16 protein-coding genes are annotated in these 19,280 nt (G+C 54.1%); 12 read left to right on the top strand and 4 right to left on the bottom strand.

Features of this window, described 5'->3' with window-relative positions; genetic code table 11:
• The first annotated feature begins 351 nt into the window (after nucleotides 1-351).
• The 10 genes from ACQYWX_RS02575 to ACQYWX_RS02530 all read left to right on the top strand — a co-directional run bounded on the left by ACQYWX_RS02575 (nucleotide 352) and on the right by ACQYWX_RS02530 (nucleotide 12,631).
• On the top strand, nucleotides 352-1,848 hold the full coding sequence (locus ACQYWX_RS02575) for a CoA-acylating methylmalonate-semialdehyde dehydrogenase (RefSeq protein WP_279503845.1): 1,497 nt from the start codon (nucleotides 352-354) through the stop codon (nucleotides 1,846-1,848).
• 38 nt (nucleotides 1,849-1,886) lie between these two features.
• Nucleotides 1,887-3,047, top strand: coding sequence for an acyl-CoA dehydrogenase family protein (locus ACQYWX_RS02570; RefSeq protein ID WP_431687786.1), 1,161 nt, complete (start codon nucleotides 1,887-1,889; stop codon nucleotides 3,045-3,047).
• Complete coding sequence (locus tag ACQYWX_RS02565; protein WP_431687785.1) at nucleotides 3,047-3,829, top strand: enoyl-CoA hydratase; 783 nt, start codon at nucleotides 3,047-3,049, stop codon at nucleotides 3,827-3,829. The genes ACQYWX_RS02570 and ACQYWX_RS02565 overlap by 1 nt, the downstream gene beginning before the upstream one ends.
• 42 nt (nucleotides 3,830-3,871) lie before the next feature.
• A complete protein-coding gene (locus ACQYWX_RS02560; RefSeq protein WP_431687784.1) occupies nucleotides 3,872-4,993 on the top strand; it encodes an enoyl-CoA hydratase/isomerase family protein in 1,122 nt (373 codons plus the stop codon).
• A gap of 66 nt (nucleotides 4,994-5,059) precedes the next feature.
• Complete coding sequence (mmsB, locus tag ACQYWX_RS02555) at nucleotides 5,060-5,950, top strand: 3-hydroxyisobutyrate dehydrogenase (protein WP_431687783.1); 891 nt, start codon at nucleotides 5,060-5,062, stop codon at nucleotides 5,948-5,950.
• A gap of 322 nt (nucleotides 5,951-6,272) precedes the next feature.
• The gene (locus tag ACQYWX_RS02550) at nucleotides 6,273-8,927 is read left to right on the top strand and encodes an ABC transporter substrate-binding protein (protein ID WP_431687782.1); all 2,655 of its coding nucleotides are present in this window, start codon (nucleotides 6,273-6,275) and stop codon (nucleotides 8,925-8,927) included.
• A 696-nt stretch (nucleotides 8,928-9,623) separates the two neighbouring features.
• Nucleotides 9,624-10,112: an Hcp family type VI secretion system effector gene (locus tag ACQYWX_RS02545; protein WP_011394613.1), complete on the top strand. Its 489-nt coding sequence runs from the start codon at nucleotides 9,624-9,626 to the stop codon at nucleotides 10,110-10,112.
• 674 nt (nucleotides 10,113-10,786) lie between these two features.
• Nucleotides 10,787-11,038, top strand: a complete 252-nt coding sequence (locus ACQYWX_RS02540) for a BufA1 family periplasmic bufferin-type metallophore (RefSeq protein ID WP_127968225.1) — start codon at nucleotides 10,787-10,789, stop codon at nucleotides 11,036-11,038.
• The gene (gene bufB / locus ACQYWX_RS02535; protein WP_431687781.1) at nucleotides 11,035-11,889 is read left to right on the top strand and encodes an MNIO family bufferin maturase; all 855 of its coding nucleotides are present in this window, start codon (nucleotides 11,035-11,037) and stop codon (nucleotides 11,887-11,889) included. Before ACQYWX_RS02540 ends, bufB begins: the two co-directional genes overlap by 4 nt.
• On the top strand, nucleotides 11,876-12,631 hold the full coding sequence (locus tag ACQYWX_RS02530; RefSeq protein ID WP_431687780.1) for an HvfC/BufC N-terminal domain-containing protein: 756 nt from the start codon (nucleotides 11,876-11,878) through the stop codon (nucleotides 12,629-12,631). Before bufB ends, ACQYWX_RS02530 begins: the two co-directional genes overlap by 14 nt.
• Before the next feature lie 52 nt (nucleotides 12,632-12,683).
• Here ACQYWX_RS02530 and ACQYWX_RS02525 read toward each other — a convergent pair whose 3' ends face one another.
• From ACQYWX_RS02525 to ACQYWX_RS02515, 3 genes are all read right to left on the bottom strand, one after another.
• A complete protein-coding gene (locus ACQYWX_RS02525; protein ID WP_127968222.1) occupies nucleotides 12,684-13,136 on the bottom strand; it encodes a DoxX family protein in 453 nt (150 codons plus the stop codon).
• A gap of 78 nt (nucleotides 13,137-13,214) precedes the next feature.
• Complete coding sequence (locus ACQYWX_RS02520; protein WP_431687779.1) at nucleotides 13,215-15,284, bottom strand: diguanylate cyclase domain-containing protein; 2,070 nt, start codon at nucleotides 15,282-15,284, stop codon at nucleotides 13,215-13,217.
• 115 nt (nucleotides 15,285-15,399) lie between these two features.
• Nucleotides 15,400-16,062 (bottom strand): ankyrin repeat domain-containing protein, encoded by a 663-nt coding sequence (locus ACQYWX_RS02515; protein ID WP_253938564.1) that lies wholly within the window; start codon nucleotides 16,060-16,062, stop codon nucleotides 15,400-15,402.
• Nucleotides 16,063-16,299: 237 nt separating this feature from the next.
• On the opposite strand from ACQYWX_RS02515, the gene ACQYWX_RS02510 reads away from it, so the two are divergent.
• Both ACQYWX_RS02510 and ACQYWX_RS02505 read left to right on the top strand, forming a co-directional pair.
• A complete protein-coding gene (locus ACQYWX_RS02510; RefSeq protein ID WP_431687778.1) occupies nucleotides 16,300-16,587 on the top strand; it encodes a SelT/SelW/SelH family protein in 288 nt (95 codons plus the stop codon).
• A 116-nt stretch (nucleotides 16,588-16,703) separates the two neighbouring features.
• Nucleotides 16,704-18,956: an ATP-dependent helicase gene (locus tag ACQYWX_RS02505; protein ID WP_431687777.1), complete on the top strand. Its 2,253-nt coding sequence runs from the start codon at nucleotides 16,704-16,706 to the stop codon at nucleotides 18,954-18,956.
• A gap of 6 nt (nucleotides 18,957-18,962) precedes the next feature.
• Here the strand turns inward: ACQYWX_RS02505 and ACQYWX_RS02500 are convergent, their stop codons facing one another.
• Nucleotides 18,963-19,274 (bottom strand): DUF2007 domain-containing protein, encoded by a 312-nt coding sequence (locus tag ACQYWX_RS02500; RefSeq protein ID WP_431687776.1) that lies wholly within the window; start codon nucleotides 19,272-19,274, stop codon nucleotides 18,963-18,965.
• Nucleotides 19,275-19,280: the final 6 nt, after the last annotated feature.

Below are 19,280 nucleotides of genomic sequence, written 5' to 3'. Positions count from 1 at the left end.
CAAACGCCCCTTCACTCTCAAAATGCAACCGCTTGGGAGCTCTAAAAACTTAACAGCGTTTACTCGCATACTCCGGGCCCTTCGCGCTACCGCCGCTTCCTTAAAACGTTTCCTGGCTATTCCGTTTAGCGCCCATAGCCACAAGATTTTCTCTTTTTAAATAACGCATTTACGTCACCTCTTGGCGGTTATGGCTAATTCCCGTGGTGGATTCTGCAATGCCGTTGCGCCGCCATAAGGTCTAGAATGGCCCTATGCGAGCCAAGGCTCAGAGCGTAGAGGAAGACCGTGTGACATCTTCCAGAGCAGGCTCATTCTATCCATAAAAATAAGATTACAAGGAGTCCCAAAATGCAAACCAGGGTCCCGTTATATATAGACGGCTCATTTACGGAAAGCGCAGCCACTCGCCACATCCCGAACCTGAATCCGGCCACACAGCTGAATCTGGCCGACACTCCCTGCGCCACCCCGGACGAAGTCAACCGGGCGGTGGCCAGCGCCAAACAGGCCTTCGAAACCTGGAAGGATGTCCCCGTCATCGACAGGGCGCGCCTGATGATGAAGTTCGTGCAACTTCTCAAGCAGAACCAGGACGAAATAGCAGAAATTCTCAGTCAGGAAACCGGCAAGATTTTCGCCGACGCCAAAGGCGATGTCTGGCGCGGCATCGAAGTCGTGGAACATGCCTGCAACATCCCTTCCATGATGATGGGCGAAACCGTTGAGAACGTGGCGCGGGATATCGATACCAGCTCCTACATGCACCCGCTTGGCGTTTGCGCCGGCATCACGCCGTTCAATTTCCCGGCGATGATCCCCCTATGGATGTTCCCCATGGCGCTGGCCTGCGGCAACACCTTCGTGCTCAAACCCTCAGAGCAGGACCCGCTCACTCCCATGCGCATCGCGCAACTGTTTGACGAAGCGGGCTTTCCCAAAGGCGTACTGCAGGTTCTGCACGGCGATCGCGAGCAAGTAGACATGCTGCTGACGCATCCAGATATCAAAGCCATTTCCTTCGTCGGCTCAGCGCCTGTCGGACAGCATATATACCGCACCGGCACGCAGCACCTGAAACGGGTGCAATGTATGACCGGCGCTAAAAACCACATGGTCATCATGCCGGATGCGGACAAGAAGCAGGTTATTTCGCACCTGACCGGCGCCTCCGTCGGCGCTGCTGGGCAACGTTGCATGGCCATCTCCGTCGCGGTATTCGTCGGCGAATCCGCACAGTGGCTGGACGAACTCAAAGCCTCTATGGCGGAAGTGAAGCCCGGCGCCTGGAACGACGAAGCCGCCGGCTACGGCCCGCTGATCAGTCGCGGTTCCAGAGATCGCGTGTTGGGTCTGCTCGCCAAGGGCAAAGAAGAAGGCGCACAGTGTCTTCTGGACGGCTCCAGCTTCACCCACCCGGATTTCCCGGAAGGCAACTGGGTTGGTCCAACGCTGTTCAGCAAGGTCACTCCGGAAATGACGATCTATCGTGAGGAAATCTTCGGCCCAGTGCTGCTCGCCATGCAAGTGGACACCATTGACGACGCCCTCAAGCTGATCAATGACAACCCCTTCGGCAACGGCGTCTCGCTGTTCACCAATTCCGGCGGGGCCGCGCGCCACTTCCAGCGCAATGTGCAAGTGGGACAGGTCGGCATCAACATCCCTATTCCCGTGCCTCTCCCCTTCTTCTCCTTCACCGGCTGGCGTAACTCTTTCTATGGCGACCAGCATGCCTACGGCAAACAGGCGGTGCGTTTCTACACCGAAACCAAAACCGTGATCAGCCGTTGGTTCCATCATGGCGAAGAAGTGCAAGGCCCGAACCTGACCATTCAAATGCGGTAAGGATGCGGTGATAGGCAACTGTTAAGAGTGTATGTATCGTGAATTTTGAACTATCCGAACAGCAAATTGCTTTCCGCGACAGCGCCCGCGCCTTCGCCGAGAAAGAACTGGCGCCCCACGCCGCCGAGTGGGACGCCACCGCCCACTTCCCTGTGGAGACAATCCGCAAAGCGGGCGAAATGGGCTTTCTGTCCCTGTATACCCCGGAGGAATGGGGCGGCCTGGGCCTGCCCCGTCTGGACAGCTCGATCATCTTCGAAGAGCTGTCACGCGGCTGCACCTCCACCACCGCTTACCTGACCATTCACAACATGGCCACCTGGATGATCGCCAGCTTTGGCCATGATGAGTTGCGTCAGGCCTGGCTGCCCAAGCTGGTCTCCGGCGAACTGCTGGCTTCCTATTGCCTCACTGAGCCCAACGCAGGTTCAGACGCCGCCTCTTTGCGCACCTCTGCGAAGAAGGACGGCTCCGACTACGTTATCAACGGCTCCAAGATGTTTATTTCCGGCGCCGGCAGCACGGATGTGCTGGTGGTGATGGCCCGCACCGGGGAACCCGGAGCCAAAGGCGTGTCCGCGCTGGTCGTGCCCGCTGACGCCCCCGGCGTCACTTACGGCCGCAAGGAAGACAAAATGGGCTGGAACAGCCAGCCTACCCGCGCGATTACATTCGACAATGTGCGCATTCCCCAAACCAACCGCCTTGGAGCGGAAGGTGAAGGCTTCAAGTTTGCGATGATGGGGCTTGATGGCGGTCGCATTAATATCGCAACCTGCTCCATCGGCACCGCCCAGGCGGCGCTGGAAACCGCGCAGCGTTATATGCAGGAGCGTGAGCAGTTCGGGCGCAAGTTGTCCGACTTTCAAGCGCTGCAGTTCAAACTGGCGGATATGGCTACGGATTTAGTGGCGGCCCGCCAGATGGTGCGACTCGCTGCGTTCAAACTGGACTCCAAACACCCGGAAGCCTCCACCTATAGCGCCATGGCCAAACGCTTCGCGACAGACGCCGGCTTCAAGGTCTGTAATGACGCATTGCAAATCCACGGCGGCTATGGCTACATCAAGGAATATCCGCTGGAACGCTTCGTTCGCGACAGCCGGGTGCACCAGATTCTGGAAGGAACCAACGAAATCATGCGCGTCATCATCGCACGCCGCCTACTCCTCGAACACGCCATGGAGACTATTCGCTAATGACAGGCACCGAGAAACTCCAACTTGAAATCATTGAGCGCACCGCCGTGCTCACTATCGCCAACCCGCCCGCCAACACCTGGGATGAAACCAGTCTGCCGGCGCTCAAGGCATTAATTCAGCAACTCAATGACAACAAAGACGTTTATGCGCTGGTGATCACCGGGCAAGGCGAAAAATTCTTCTCCGCCGGCGCAGACCTGAACCTGTTCTCCGATGGAGACAAAGCCAGAGCGCGCCACATGGCGCGTATCTTTGGCGAAGCATTCGAAACCCTATCCAACTACCGCGGCGTATCCATCGCCGCAATCAACGGCTACGCCATGGGCGGCGGCTTGGAGTGCGCGCTCGCCTGCGACCTGCGCATCGCCGAAACTCATGCGCAAATGGCGCTGCCCGAGGCCAGCGTCGGCCTGCTGCCCTGCGCGGGAGGCACACAGAATCTACCCTGGCTGGTCGGCGAAGGCTGGGCGAAGCGCATGATATTGATGGGCGAGCGAATCAACGCTGAAACCGCGCTGAATATCGGACTGGTGGAAGCGGTCGTGGAAAAAGGCGCCGCCCGCGAGACCGCACTGGCTTGGGCGGAAAAAGTCGCACGTCAGAGTCCGCCCGCAGTGCGCGCCTGTAAAGAACTGATTCAGTCCGCCCGCAGCGCGCCGCAACTTATGGGCCTGCCGGTAGAAAGAGAACTGTTTGTGGATCTGTTTGATACCGAAGACCAGAAAGAGGGTGTAAACGCTTTCCTCGGAAAACGCTCGCCGCAATGGAAAAACCGCTAGAAGGCGACGCCTGACAATATTGAATAGATGGAAGAGAGTGGAATGAGCGAAAAACCTGTTTTATTTGAAGAACGCGAATGCAGCGATGGTCACCGCATAGGCGTGATCACCCTGAACGTGGAGAAATCGCTCAACGCGTTGAAGCTGAGCATGATCGAGTCGATGTACAGCGTCATGCAGGAATGGCGGCTGGACGACAAAATCGTCGCGGTATTTATGCAGGGGGCGGGCGATAAAGCCTTCTGCGCCGGCGGCGATATCGTGCAGATGTATGAATCCATGTGCGACGCAGGCGAGGGTCCGCCGGCTTACGCAGAAGAGTTCTTCACGCGGGAGTATCGTCTCGACTACCTCATTCACGTCTATCCTAAACCTGTCGTCTGCTGGGGCAACGGCATCGTTATGGGCGGCGGACTGGGTCTGATGGCCGGAGCCAGTCATCGCATCGTCACGGAATCTTCCCGTATCGCCATGCCAGAAGTCACCATCGGGCTCTTTCCCGATGTCGGCGGCACTTGGTTCCTCAACCGCATGCCTGACGGTGCAGGCCTTTATCTGGGCTTGACCGGCGCCGCCTGTAACGCCGCCGATGCGCTTGAGCTGGGTTGGGCTGACGGCTTTTTACCCCATGCGCAAAAGGATGCCTTTCTACAAGCGCTGACCCGAACCTCCTGGAGCAGCCCTGAAAGTAACCATACCCGCGTCACGCAACTGCTGCGCTCCTGGAATGAGCAGCATCAGTCGCAACGTCCGGGCGGTCAGGTGGCGCAGCATCGCGCCATGATCAAGCAGGTTACCCAGGGCGACTCCGTCACTCAGGTGGTGGACGCCATTTTGAACTACCCCACCGTGGATGAATGGGTTGGCAAAGCGCAGAAATCTCTGCGTAACGGCTGCCCGACCACCGCACATCTTGTATGGCGGCAAATTCACGAGGGCGGCGGCCTGAGCTTGCCCGACGTATTCAAACGCGAACTGATTATGGCGGTGCAGTGTACGATGCACCCCGAGTTCCGCGAAGGCGTGCGAGCCCTGCTCATTGATAAAGACTTCAAACCGCAATGGCGTTATCCGTCGTTTGCGGATGTTCCGGAGGCGTGGGTGGATGAATTCTTCTCTTCCCCCTGGGACATCAGTCCCTTGCATGACTTAGCAGTACTGTAAGCACAAGCAACGGTCCCGGACCTTCAATTAATCACCCAGACAAAAATAACAATCTGGAGGGAAACCATGAAAACTATCGGATTTATCGGCCTCGGGCACATGGGTGGCCCTATGGCTCACAACCTGCTGAAAGCCGGATTTGAGTTACGTGTTTTCGACTTGGTCAAAGATGCGGTCTCCGCTGCGGAGAAGGCTGGCGCCAATGCTTGCGGCAGCGCCCTGGAAGCCGCCCAAGGCGTTGATGCGGTGATCACTATGCTGCCGGCCAGTGAGCACTCTGAAGCCGTTTATCTCGGTGAAAACGGCCTGCTGAACCAGCTTAGCGAGCGCCCTCTGCTAATCGATTGCTCCACCATCGCGCCAGAGACATCTCGCCGCATCGCTGCGGAAGCCAGCAAGAAAGGTTTCGCCATGTTGGATGCGCCAGTTTCCGGCGGCACAGCGGGAGCCACAGCAGGGACGCTGACCTTCATTATCGGAGGCTCGCCTCAGGATCTGGAAAAAGCGCAGCCAGCTCTGTCAGCAATGGGTAAAAACCTGTTCCACGCCGGCGATCACGGGGCCGGACAAGCCGCAAAGATCTGCAACAATATGCTGTTGGCCGTTCACATGATCGGAACTGCGGAAGCGCTCCAGCTGGGCGTCAATCTGGGGCTCGATCCTAAGGTGCTTTCCGACATCATGTTGAAAAGCTCAGGCAGAAACTGGTCTTTGGAACTTTACAACCCCTATCCTGGCGTTATGGAAAACGCGCCGGCCGGTCGCGAGTATGAAGGCGGCTTCGCCGTTAATCTGATGAACAAAGATCTCGGCCTGGCTTTGGAGGCGGCTATTCAAAGCCGCTCCAGCACGCCGATGGGCGGCTTGGCCAAGTCTCTGTATCAAGCGCACAGCAGACAGGGGTCCGGACAGCTGGACTTTTCCAGCATCCAAAAATTATTCGCAGACAAAACGTGACAACTTTGTAAAATCTCGTCAAAAAAGGCGGCCTGAATGCCGCCTTTATTTTTCACGGAAGCCCCATTCCATGGGCTCTCTGGCCTCACCCGAATAGCCTAGACCATACTCACTAAATAAATATGAGAGAATATCAGGCAAGATAAAAACTGATCAAAGTTGAATCGACTTTGAACAGATTCCGGCCACACATTTAGGCCCGGCAGTTGGAATCCAAAACCATCCTTCAGTCTCCGCGGAATCTTCCGGCGTCAACGCGCCCACCCCGCTTTTGTCCGGATGGGAGACAGAATAATTTGTCCAGATCTGAATAGGGACGTTGATGACGGCTATTGCAAAGTTCACAACAGACACTCCGGCGCCCGCCTCGTTCGAGGACGCCGCGGGCTATAACGCCGCCGACTCAATGATCGGCCGCGTGCTTAAAGGCATGTACCGCCTGGAATATCTCCTGGCCGATGGCGGCATGAGCCGGGTTTATGTCGCCCGTCAGTTGTCGCTGGACCGGCTGGTCGTCGTCAAAGTATTGCGCTCTGGCGCTCCGAATGTGGGCTATATCCAGCTCTTCTATCGCGAAGCCCGCATCGCGAGTCAGCTAAATCACCCCAATGTCATGCAGGTATTCGACTTCGGCGCCACCGAAGACAATATGCTGTATCTGGTGGCGGAGTTCCTGCAAGGAGAAGTCCTGTCCGACCTGATGGAAAAGCACGGGAACGGACTGCCGCTGGAAAATGTCGTCTGGCTTATCGAACAGATGGCCGCAGGTCTGCAGGCGGCGCATCAGCTCAATATCGTCCATCGCGATCTCAAGCCCGGCAACATCATGGTGGCCAAGGTATCGGGCAATCATTCCGTCGCCAAGCTGCTCGACTTCGGCATCAGCAAACCGCTGGAAGAACAGGATCTGCAATACACCCAGATGGGTCTGGTGGTTGGTACGCCGGGCTATCTCGCGCCGGAACAGATCGACAGCTCGAAAGACATCGACGGACGTGCGGATATCTATGCGCTCGGCGCCGTCCTTTATTACTGCATCACAGGCGAGCGTCCTTTCAATGGCGAGACGCATCACCACATCATGGCGCAACAGCGCAAATACCTGCCGCAGCCCTTAAGTGATAAAGAGCTGGCTGACCCGCGCAATAAAATACTGGAGCCTGTGCTCACCAAAGCCATGGCGATTGACCCTGCGGATCGCTACGAAAACTGCCTTGATATGGTCCGCGACCTGCAATTGCGGGCGCGAAACGCCGTACGCAACAGCAATGATCACGGCCTGAAGCTGGTCAACCTGACCACTTACGCGTTTGTCTTTGCTGGCGAACTGGCGGAAGGCGTCGAACGCGCCGTCGTCCTGAAAAAACTGAAGACCAAGTTTTCCATCAGTGACGCCGGCCTGAAAAAAATGTTCAGCGGTAAGCGTATTATCGTTCGCAAGAACCTGAACCTAAGTCAGGCGAAGAAGTTTCAATCCGCCTTTAAAGCCTTAGGCGCCCTCGGCCATGTAGAAGATATGAACCCGGCGACGCTGGTTGACCCCGCTCATTCAAGAGAAGAGCGCGCCTTCAGTCAGCCTATTGAAGTAGACTCAACCACACTGACCAAGTCGCTTCACCTCACTCGTAATGGAACATCCGGCACAACCAGCCAGTCTCATTCCGGTATTGCAACGCAATTGCCCCAGGCGCACGAGTCTAAGAAGCGCAAGGCATTCCGTATCCCCGCCGCAGTTAAATACTTTTTTGCTGGGGCCGCCATTGTCATGGGCTTGTTATCAGCCAGCCTGTTATCGCCAAAAGTACGCTACCAGCTGTCCGATCTGAACGCAGAGCTTAATGGTTGGTCCGCGCCACGGGGAGTGAACGAGAATGAGATTCGCATAGGCATGAGCGCCCCGATAAGTGAAGAGGGCCAATCGCAAGGCAGCTCCGCCAGACGTGGAGTACAGGCCCGTTTTGAAGAACTCAACGCCAAAGGCGGCATCCATGGCCGAATGCTGACATTACAGGCCTTCGACGACGCAAATCAGCCGCTGAAGTCCCGTATCAACATGCAAACGCTGCTATCACAGAACGGCTCATTCGCTCTTATTGGCAATATTGGCGCACCGGAAGTCCTCCTCCCGGCAATTATGGAGCAACAGACGCTGGTGATCGGCGTGCAATCCGGCGCGGCTGCGCTACGCCGCAATCCCCCTGATCGTTACGTTTTTAATTTCCGGGTTGGATATGCAGATGAAACCTTCGCTATCGTGCGCCACTTTGTGGATATTCAGGAAGTTGAACCCAGCCGAATCGCCGTACTTTATGAAGACACCGCCTCCGGACGTGACGGGCTTGCTGGAATGGAGCGGGCTCTCGCTTTCTATAATGTGCACGCACGGGATATTCCGCAGTTCACCTACCAGCCCTATATAGAGCAAATCGAAGGTCCTGCCCGTCTTTTTCTCCAAGAGCAAAGTGAAATTCAGGCCCTGGTCGTTATCGGCAACTATGCCGCCACAGCGAGAACAATTAATCGCATCCGCAAAGCAGGTTGGGACGGACGGATCGCCGTCGTATCCTCCGCCAGCACTGATGCGCTGGCGGAGGACTTAAAAAGTCTGGAAGCGCCGCACACAGCCGGACTTATCGCAACCCAGGCAACCCCTCCAGTGCATTCCTATGCAACCGGCGTGCTGCGCCACCGTCAGGCTATGCAGCGCTACTTCCCAGATCACAAACCTGACGCGCAATCCCTTGAAGGCTATCTGGCCGCATCAATATTTACCGAAGCCTTACAGCGGGCCGGCCGCAACTTTAATACGGAAACAATGGTCTCCACGCTGGAAAGCCTGAGAGATGTTGACCTCGGGATTGGAGAGTTGATCTCTTTCAGTTCCATTGATCATCAGGCCAGCGAAAACGTCTGGGCTCTTCAGCTCAACAAGTCCGGCGCTTTCGAGCCGCTCACGCTGACCTCGAGAAGCTGGTGACGACCAGTCTTCTCGAATAAGTCACTCTCCCTCAATCAATTCCATTCGCGAATAGTTTCGTTTTCTTCCGTTACCTGCTTCCTACATTTATTTTCCTTACGCCCATAGCGAACAAAATATATACAGACCATTCATCGCGACGGTAAAACCCAACTTAAATTCATTGTTAACACCACCCAGATAAAACAATAGGATTATGCCTTTTGATTGATTTTATTTTAGTTACAACCCCTCTTATGAAAGCGCATAAAAATAATTTCAATTAATAATACTCAGAGTGAATAACTGTAATTTATATCAGGCCAAATTAAATAGTGTCAGAGTGATTTAAAAAATGGGGACAGAGTGAAGATACTGGCATATAAGTAATTTAAGGACATCATTACACTCTCAACAAAATAAATAGGGTCAGAGTGAACTAGATTTGGTCAAAATAAAGCCATCAGAGTGGAGTAAAAGTCGTACTCCCTTGACAATTAAATAGTGTCAGAGTCGATTTAAGTTATTAAAAAATAAGGATTTTACGTATTGCCACCCTTTGCCCTCTTCTCTATTATGCTGTCTCAACGGGATGCCGCAGGCCTCTGAAAAAAATTTACTTTTTCATGAAATTTTTTGACGGCATTTCCAATTGATAGACGCTTTATATAATGTCGATCACAAAACATTCGTAAACTACAGAATAGGGAATACACCATGGCTATTTACATGAACTACGACGGTCTGAAAGTTAAAGGCAACGTAACTGCTGAAGGCTACAAAGACTGGATTCGTCTGGACAGCTTCCAATTCGGCGTTGGTCGCCACATCACTATGGAAGCAGGCCATATGTCCAACCGCGAAGCTACTCGTCCTAGCATCAGCGAAATCTCCGTTTCCAAGCTGATGGACAGCGCTTCTTCCGGTCTGTTCAAAGAGTCTTTGACTGGTACTGCTGGCGTTAAAGTTGTGGTCGACATCGTTCGCACCCAAGCTGACAAAATCGAAAAATACGTTTCCTACGAAATGGAAGACGTAATGATCAGCAGCTACAGCGTTTCCGCTGGCGCAGAGTCCGCTCCTAGCGAGTCAGTATCTCTGAGCTTCTCTAAAGTGACCATGTCTTACACTGCTTCTGACAAGAAGCACGCTGGCAAAACTCCAGAGCGCGTTGGTTACGACCTGGAAGCTGGCAAAAAGCTGTAATAGTTTTTTCGCTAACCAGCAGAAAGTGCGGATGGGCTTCGGCCCCTCCGCATTTTTATTTGTCAGCCCAAAACCGCTTCCCCTTATTACTTCCTCACCAATATCCTCTCTTTATAAGCCTAAGTCATAGGCAGTTCAGACAGAACGCACTCGTCCATGTTCCTGATGTAAATCCGGGAAATCTCCCTACAATCTCAAGTTTTATTAACCGTTTAGATTCCGGCGGTTAGGACTCAGACTTTAAGTTGGAGGGGAAATATGGATTGGGAGATAGACTCTATCATGCAGGAGGCTGAGCACAGCTCAGGCTTAAAGGTCGCATTTAAACTCACTGGTGGCGAGCTCAGCCAGATAACGCCATTCAACGTGCCAACCAGTATGGACCCGACCACACTGTGTGCGCTTATACGATCCGCCCGTGAAACCATTCTAGCCCGCCAACACGTCAGGCCCTATAATTCCCGATACCCAGCCCAGAATTCGTCGCAGCCGCCTCGAACAGAAGTGAAGGTTATACGCCGTCGAAAACTGCTGGTTAAGGAAAGTTAATCAAAGAATTGGCTTCGTTGCAGAAGTGTTGTGAACTTTTTTCTTCGCAGCAGGTCAAAATTGCCAGCACCAAACATTCAGTGCATTGCAATTTATCAAACCAAATCAGTTAAAGGATAAAGTAGATGAAAGCTAAAAATACTGCCGCAGCCACCGCTATCGCAGCCGTTCTTGCTCTGGGCGTTGCAGGTTCCGCAAACGCAGCCAAACCAGGTTTCGAAAAATGCGCAGGCGTCGTAAAAGCTGGCATGAATGATTGCGCCGCAGGCAGCCACGGTTGTGCAGGCCAGTCTACAGCAGACAATGCATCTGATGAGTGGATCTACGTTCCCGCCGGTACTTGCGAAAAACTGTCAGGCGGCAAAGTTAAGTCATGATTCCAATGCCGCTTTGGCGGCAGGCGACTGGGCCGATTTCCGGAGCGGGAATCGGCCTCCGCTCTTGCCACTTCGGTCATATCCTCGAAAAACGCCCTTCTCTTCCCTGGTTCGAAGCCCTCACCGACAACTACCTGACTGCTGGCGGCGTAGCCAAAAAGCGCCTGCTTGATATCGCCTCTATCTACCCTGTCGCATTACACGGCGTCGGAATGTCTTTGGGCGGCACAGAGCCGTTAGATAAGGACTATTTACGTAAACTCCAAACCTTGAGCCGTGAGTTACGCCCGGCCTGGATCTCAGAACATCTTTGTTGGACCTCTGTCCACGGCGTCGATTTGCATGAGCTCATGCCGCTGCCATATACGGAGGAAACCATACGCCATGTCGCTGAACGCATAAAAATCGTGCAGGATACTTTTGAGACCCGGATTCTGCTGGAAAACGTGTCCAGTTATCTCACTTATGACAGCTCTTGCATGAGCGAGTGGGATTTCCTGCGTCAGATTGCAGAAGACGCGGATTGCCTGCTGTTACTCGACATCAATAATATCTACGTCAGCGCCATCAATCATGAATTTGACCCGCGCACTTATATCGACGCGATTCCTGCACAGCGTGTAGCTGAATACCATTTGGCGGGATTCGAAGACAAGAAGACCCACCTCCTTGATACCCACGGAGCCCCGGTGGACCAGCGCGTCTGGGATTTGTATGAATACGCCCTGAGAACCATTGGCGCAAGGCCGACTCTTATTGAGCGGGATAATGATATTCCCGGCTTTGAAGAAGTCGCCGCCGAGGCCGCAATCGCTCAGCGCATCTTGGAGGAAGTAGATGTCGCTGCGTGATTTACAACTCAGTATGCTCGCGGAGATTCGCCAGCAAGGCGAGTGCTTGCAGGTCAAGGACAAAACCAGCTTGAGCGCACGCACCTGTGTGGATATCTATCGCGACAGTTTACGGGAAACCCATGTCCGCGCTTTGCAGACTATGTTTCCAGTCTGCCAGGAACTGTTAGGAGAAGAGTGCTTCCGCGCGACGAGTCGCCGCTATTTTGCAGAAGTTCCCTCTAAAGAAAGCTCCTTCACAGAGTTTGGCGCCGCATTTGTCGCCTTTCTCGCTGATTTTACGCCTCTTCAACATATCGAATTTCTTACTGATGTAGCCAAGCTGGAGTTGCTGATCCATATTGCGGAAGAAGCAGACGATCATGTCAGTGATGACTGGGCGCAGTTCAACGACTACTGCGCTCAAGGTCTTCCGCTACAGTTTCGCCTGCCTGCAAACGCCACGCTTTTGCAATGCGCTTATCCGACGCATGAAATATGGGCCGCGCATCAACCCGGTGGAGATCTTGCCTCCGTCGAGTTATCTGAGGACAACTTTTACTTGATGATCTGGCGTCCGGAATGGAGCGCCAGAATAGATCCTTTAGACGCGCCCACTTTTCGTTTTCTGCTGCTCATAGAGGAACTCTCTGACTTTGAAGAGGTGTGTGAGCGGTTCGCCGAAAACTTCCCGGAAGCCGACTTGGGCAGCCTGCTACAACAATGTATACAAGCAGGATTTATCGCCGGATATATTCCTTAAGCATTAAAAAAGGGAGCTAGTACAGCTCCCTTTTTTCGGTCAGTTATTGGAATCAGGCGGTCGGCAAATAACGTTTACGTAGCCAATGATCCGCAGACAGTAAACCAGGACCGTAGGCGACAATCACAGATAGCAGCCCGCCCCAGAACAACAGCTCTTTCACTCCCACTGCGCCAATCAACTCAGCCGCAGAGTAGATACCGACAATACTCAACGCCAACAAGCCAGCCGCGCCGACACGGGCGCCCAAGCCCACCACCAACAGAACAGAGCAGATCAGCTCAACCGCCGTAGAGGAATACGCGGCGAAAGCGGGAGAAACAACAGGAACAGAGTACTCATACTCAAACAACGCCAATGTGGTGCTCCAGCTCTTTATCTTGGTCATTCCGGACATGAAATAGATTTTCGCCAGGTAAATCCGGATGGCCAGCAAATATACTGGCTGCAACATCTCCACTGCCTTGATTCCCCATTGAAAAGGCATGATTAGCGCGTTCGGCATTGTTATTTCCTCTAGATATATTGAATTGCACAGTTAGACCGGGCTGCTCGCCGAAGGTTCCCTGAGTATTACAAATGATCACGAATATTGCTTTTCCTGGTACATCCTGCTGTCCGCCACGTTCAACAGTGTATCCAGGCAAACGCCGTCTCCTGGGTAGGCGGCGTACCCGATGCTGACGTCCAGGTTACAGCTGACGTTTTTGATATGAATAGGACCGCGCAGGCTGTGTTTGGTCTTGTGGATAATGCCGTGGAGCTGATCTTTGGAACAGTGCCCATTCAACAGAACGACAAACTCGTCGCCACCAATTCTCGCCACCGTATCCGACTCGCGAAAGCTTTCCCGCAAGCGCTGCGCCACCGCCACTAAGACCGCATCGCCGACATCATGTCCGTATTGATCATTGATCGGCTTGAACTTGTCCAGATCACAATACAGAACCACAATTTCGTTCGCGCATCGTCTGGCCATATGTTCCGCTTTGGTGAACAACTCATCCAAAAGGCGCCGATTGGCGAGACCAGTCAGATCATCATGGTTCGCCATTTCTTTGAAGCGGGACTCCGCCTCTTTCAGCTGGGTGACGTCAATCACCGATCCCAGAATGGAGGTACGCCCATCCCGGTGGGTGATGGGACGGCTGGTGTAATTGAAATAGCAGAGTGAGCCGTCTTTACGAATGGTGCGCAGGCAGCCATGAAAAGGTTGATTGATCTTCAAGGCGCGTTCCGTCGCGTTACGCAGCTCATCCCGATCCGAGGGATGGATAAAGCTCATGAAGGCTTCAACGCTGAGGCTTCTGGCTTCAAAGGGCAATCCAACCATAGAGCAAAACTCCGCGTTACAGCATACGCTCCATTGTTCAGGCAGATACTCAAAAGAACCTAGTTGGGCGATCGCCTGCACCAGACTGAGCTGCGTGTTTTTCTCCTCCAGTTGTTCCGTACGCTCCTTTACTTTGGACTCAAGATCCACATTGATTTTCATGACTTCACGTTGGGTTCTCACCCGCATGCGCAAACTGACGATCAGCAGCATAACCAACAAAGAGAGAAAGCCGACAACCAGCACAACACCCCAAAACAACGTCTTGTGCTGCTGATACAAGGTCACCGGACGAAACAGTAATACGCTGTCCGGCGGCAACTCATCCTCTCCAATATCAAACCGCAGCATCTCACGATAATCAAACACGTAGCGGTTTGGGCTATCGGTCACGACCGGAATATCACCAACCGTTTCCCCCCTAAGCGCCCTCAGTCCGATATCGGCGGCGACGCGCGCCTGCTCGAAATGAGAGACGACTTTACCTCCCAGAATGCCTTGACCGATTCCATGCATCCATAAATGAAACAAAGGCGCTTTCAGATGATCGCGGATCAAAGACAGGCTTTTCTGAAACTCAAGGGTTGCGCCATTCTTGTCCCGGAACAGAGAGATCAGAAGCACAGGCTCATTGGCGGGTATCGCGCGCAGCTCCGCATAAAGCTCACCAAAACTCAGTTGCTCCAATGACAGCACCCGAAAGTTGCGGTCCTGACTTCTCGTCATGAAGTGAATGAAACTACCAAGATCGTTACGCCCGGTGGTCGTCGCGTCCGTAATCACGGTAATCGGCGCCTTGGGGCCATATAAGCGCCGCATCAACTGCACCGTATCGTCCATTGAAATAGCCTCAACAACGCCAGTCACCCCACTTCTTCCGCTGAGACTTGCGGCGAGACGTTCGTCATTGACGCCGAAAAAGACGATTGGCGTCGCGGCGAAGACTTCCGCTTGTCGCTCCAGAGCAAAGTGAAGCGCATTATCATCGCCCACAATCAACAGCTCGTAGGAAGGCAGCGCTTGTAACTTTCCCTTCAATAATTCGTAAAAGCGTTGATAGTGCTCGGGACTGCTGAGGCGCTTGCTGTCCATGAACTCGATATCGAGCTCAATGTTCTGTCCATCGAAGGCGCTGTTGAGCCCCCTGACCTGCTCAGAAAACGTGGGAAACTGTGGATGATACGAGCTGATGAACAACACGCGACGGGTTGCATCATGAATACCAGGGGTTATCGCAGACACTCCGTTGCACGCCAGCATCACGCAAAGAAAGCCGACGGCGACGAACACCCCCAGACTTCGTCCAGGAGATACGCACATAAACCTGATCCCGACCAACACCGCAGCGCATTGAAATGGGCGAACGCCACGCTGATTGTTATTTTCTGCGCCCTTTATCAGTCTAGGACGCAGTTCAATTTTTATCCAACCTCAGCTAGGAGCGGGCACCAGACTGCAACAACAGCATTTGCAGGTCCTGTAAACCTTTGCGTTGCGCCGTACTCAGCGCTGAGTCGCCAGTGGCGTTGCGATAGTTAACGTCAACACCAGCGTCTACCAAGAGCTGCGCCATTAATAGAGAGTTCTGCTCCACCACATACATCAACAGAGACCGTCCCGCATAGACGACATTGACGTCAGCGCCTGCTTTTATCAGCGCCTTGGCGGTGGATAGGTGGCCATTTTGCACCGCCAGCGCCAGCGCTGTGGCGCCATTCGCCATCGGATAATCCAGCTTGGCGCCGGCCGCCGCCAGCACCTTTACGCCAGTGGCGTCGCCCCGCTCAGCCAAGTAGTGCAAGGGTGACGGCGCACCCGCGCGGAGTCCCACATTAGGATCTGCGCCTGCTCGCAGCAATGCGATCACCGCTTCCGTATCGCCATTTTGAGCCGCGACATCCAAAGCGGAACCCACTGGCGCCACGACATTCACTGGACTGCCCGAGGCCAGCAAACTGCGCAGACGCCCTTGGTCGCCCTGCTGTGTCGCCACAATGACTTCGGTCGGCTGTTCCGCCGTTAACACCGCCGTTTGCTGTTGGGACGGGTGTGAACTGCAGGCGCTTACCACAACGCTGATCGACAGCGCGCACAGCATTTTCGACAATGGCGTCCAAGAAATTTCAACGCCAGTCCTGCAGGCAAAAAGAAGAGAAAATAGGGGAAGTTGACGGTATCGAATGCAAAGCATGTTTGTTTCCTATGCCGCTGCTTATGTCTTAATTATTATTCGCGTTGGAAATACAGGCGCTCGACGATGCTTACCGCACTCCACCGTCGTCTCACCTGCAATTTATAATAGGGAAAAACTTATGCGGAATATGCGGACCACACCATGAAACCCAAAATATCCATACGTTACTGCCCTCTGTGCGGCTGGCTGCTAAGATCCGCCTGGATGGCGCAGGAGTTGCTGACGACATTTACCGGCGAACTTGAAGAAGTCGCCCTGGTTCCCGCCGGCAAAGGCGAATTCAAAATACTCTGTGACGCAGAGACTATCTGGGATCGCAGCGTGCATGGCGGCTTTCCTGATGTCGCGACACTAAAACAGATTGTCCGAGACGCCGCCTGCCCCGATAAGTCACTGGGCCATATAGACAAATCCCGCAACAGCGGATAATCCCACTCCCCACGTCTGAAATTAGGCTGGAGGCCAACCTCTCCTGTGGTTAAACTTAGGCCCCTCGATCAGGGGCCAATGAGCCCGGTCTCTCCAACCATCACTATCAGGCGAGCATGCAGTTAACCGAAGAGCAGCAGCGGATCATCCAGTCCGGCTTTGAGCACAGCGTTATCACCGCCGTCGCCGGCAGCGGCAAAACAACCACTCTCGCTCATCGAATCCATCATCTGATGGACCAGGGGCATGATCCGCGCCGTATTCTGATATTGATGTTCAACCGCGCCGCCAAAGAAGACTTCGAGCGCAAGCTGCGAGAAGTTGCGGGCGCGCATTACCGCGAACTGCCGGAAGTCCGCACTTACCACGCCATGGGATTACGCCTGTATCAGCGCTTCATCCGCGAAGGTGTGCTACCGGCGTTTGTAGGGCAAGTGCTGTCGGATCAGGAGATTCACTTCCAGCTCTGGCAATTGCTGCGTCGGCACGCGCCCGAATCGCACCAGGACAGCGTCAAGCGCAATAAGAAAGAGTTCATTGAGCTGGCTTCTCGTCTGCTGGATATGAGCAAAACGTCGCTGCTGCCACTGCAGACCGTCTTCGAACAATTGGAGTACCGCAAAGAACTCGCGTTTCTCATTGAAGTCGTCAACGGCTTTGAAGCCTGGCGCAAGTCGCATGCGCGCATCAGTTTCGCAGACATGCTTTACGAGCCGGTCAAATGCCTGCAGGAGTCCCCGGATCTGGTAAAACTGGTCGCGGACAAAATGGATGTGATCCTGGTGGACGAATATCAGGACACTAACGAGATCCAGCACTTACTGCTGCGTTATATCGCCGGTAAACGCGCCCGGGTGACCGTTGTGGGCGATCCTGATCAAACCATCTACGAGTTTCGCGGCGCGCAACCGGAGTTCATTCTCAATCGCTTCGCGGAGGAGTTTGAAAGCCCTCGTGAATTCACTCTTTCGTATACCTTTCGCTACGGCCATAAAGTCGCCTTGCTCGCCAATCACCTGATTACTCACAATCATGGACGCAAGGATGTTCTATGTCGCTCGCACACGGGAACGCCCGCCACGGAAGTCAACGTCCTGCAGGGCGGCGATGAAACTCGTCAACTGGTGCTGCAATTAGGGCGACAGCTTAACAGCGGCTGCGAGCCGGAAGAGATCGCCATTTTATTCAGAGTCTGGTCCCAGGCCGTGCCCATTGAGCTGGCTCTTCTGGCTCACCGCATCCCCTATCGTATTGACGGAGACAAAGGCGCTCTGGCGAATCGCGAAGTTATGCACATCCAATATGTGCTGGAAATGGCGTCGGGACGGCTGAGTATGCTGGAGGAAAACAAGCGCGCGGAGGTGCTCGCCGGCCTGCTGCGCTTCCCTCATGTAGGATTGAAAGACGACACCCTGCGTGAGCTGGCGCATATACTGGCGCAACACGACGCGCATTGGGGCGATCAGCTGTTGGAATGGATTCCTGACTCGCTCCACGCCCTGCAAAAACGCAAGTTGAAGCGCACCGCTCAAGCCTGGAGCCTCCTGCCGAAAATGAAAGGTTCCGCCGCGGATATCGTGCGCTTTTATATTGACGATACGGAGTTGTTCAAGACCCTTGAGGAGCTAGCCCTCACCCATGAAACCGCTGACGAGCGCATTAATAACGTGCTCGGCATTGAGCATTACCTCGCCACGCTGAACCTGCCGTCATTGGAGACGCTACAGCATTTCGATGAATTGCGGCGTCTGGCGGGAGCGCAGAAGCAGCAAGGCGGCGTCACCTTATCCACCATGCATCGCACTAAAGGTCTGGAGTGGCCTGTGGTGATGATCATCGGGCTGAACGAACAATATCTTCCCTACAGTATGCGCGGCGGCGAAGACATCGTTGACCACCTGCAAGCGGAACGGCGTCTGCTGTATGTGGCCATGACCCGGGCCAAAGAGGCCCTGTATCTGTTCACTCCAACCCTGAACGGCAAGGCCGCGCTCAGCAAGGATGACAAACCCAGCCGCTTTGTTAAAGAAGCCAGCATTGACGTTTCCACGACCGTGGGCGCGTTTCTGGATCAGCGTAAGCAATCTAAGGCCAAAGATTCAGGCCATTACGAATCGACGCAACGACTGACGCCCATCGCCACCCGTTATCTCGAATGGCACGACGTTAATTATGAACAACCAGCGCAGACCGCCGCAAAGGAGCCTGAGCAGATCTGGTCCGGTGATCGGGTGCGCCACAGCATTCTGGGCGAGGGTGAAGTCATCGCCGATCTCGACGACGCCTTTCAGGTGGAGTTTGAGGATGGTCGCAGAATGAATTTCAGCAAGAAAAGCGCCCATCTCTATTTCAGCTCTCTGGGCGGGTGAGGCAAATTACATCAACCAAAACGCAGTGACTAATCCGGTGATGAAGCCGAATAAAAAGATGCCAATCCACCCGGTAAAGTGACTGGCCGGTGTGTGCGCGTCTTGCACTTGGGAGTTTTCCCAATCTCGCAGAATTGAACGGGCCTGCTCGTAATCCACGTCATTAACGGAAATCCTCACCAACCCCGCCGCCGGCAATTCTCCCATTCCCCCCTGAAGGAACTCGCCGTCGATAAATCCCGTAACGCCGGATTGCTCCAGCACGCCTTTAATCATGTGAGCTTCCAAGACGTTGGCGGCTTCATAGACCTGACGCACACGCTT

This window comes from Hahella sp. NBU794 (genome assembly GCF_050749805.1).
Lineage (GTDB): Bacteria > Pseudomonadota > Gammaproteobacteria > Pseudomonadales > Oleiphilaceae > Hahella.
Note: the sequence above shows the minus strand (reverse complement) of the source record. Positions and strands in the feature narration are given on the sequence as shown.

What these genes read in the sequence shown, in the direction of transcription:
- ACQYWX_RS02520 (WP_431687779.1), bottom strand. Translation starts at nt 15,284, where the DNA reads ATGTGCGTATCTCCTGGACGAAGTCTGGGGGTGTTCGTCGCCGTCGGC.
- ACQYWX_RS02515 (WP_253938564.1), bottom strand. Translation starts at nt 16,062, where the DNA reads ATGCTGTGCGCGCTGTCGATCAGCGTTGTGGTAAGCGCCTGCAGTTCA.
- ACQYWX_RS02540 (WP_127968225.1), top strand. Translation starts at nt 10,787, where the DNA reads ATGAAAGCTAAAAATACTGCCGCAGCCACCGCTATCGCAGCCGTTCTT.
- ACQYWX_RS02565 (WP_431687785.1), top strand. Translation starts at nt 3,047, where the DNA reads ATGACAGGCACCGAGAAACTCCAACTTGAAATCATTGAGCGCACCGCC.
- ACQYWX_RS02575 (WP_279503845.1), top strand. Translation starts at nt 352, where the DNA reads ATGCAAACCAGGGTCCCGTTATATATAGACGGCTCATTTACGGAAAGC.
- ACQYWX_RS02545 (WP_011394613.1), top strand. Translation starts at nt 9,624, where the DNA reads ATGGCTATTTACATGAACTACGACGGTCTGAAAGTTAAAGGCAACGTA.
- ACQYWX_RS02510 (WP_431687778.1), top strand. Translation starts at nt 16,300, where the DNA reads ATGAAACCCAAAATATCCATACGTTACTGCCCTCTGTGCGGCTGGCTG.
- ACQYWX_RS02525 (WP_127968222.1), bottom strand. Translation starts at nt 13,136, where the DNA reads ATGCCGAACGCGCTAATCATGCCTTTTCAATGGGGAATCAAGGCAGTG.
- ACQYWX_RS02560 (WP_431687784.1), top strand. Translation starts at nt 3,872, where the DNA reads ATGAGCGAAAAACCTGTTTTATTTGAAGAACGCGAATGCAGCGATGGT.
- ACQYWX_RS02530 (WP_431687780.1), top strand. Translation starts at nt 11,876, where the DNA reads ATGTCGCTGCGTGATTTACAACTCAGTATGCTCGCGGAGATTCGCCAG.
- mmsB (WP_431687783.1), top strand. Translation starts at nt 5,060, where the DNA reads ATGAAAACTATCGGATTTATCGGCCTCGGGCACATGGGTGGCCCTATG.
- ACQYWX_RS02505 (WP_431687777.1), top strand. Translation starts at nt 16,704, where the DNA reads ATGCAGTTAACCGAAGAGCAGCAGCGGATCATCCAGTCCGGCTTTGAG.
- bufB (WP_431687781.1), top strand. Translation starts at nt 11,035, where the DNA reads ATGATTCCAATGCCGCTTTGGCGGCAGGCGACTGGGCCGATTTCCGGA.
- ACQYWX_RS02550 (WP_431687782.1), top strand. Translation starts at nt 6,273, where the DNA reads ATGACGGCTATTGCAAAGTTCACAACAGACACTCCGGCGCCCGCCTCG.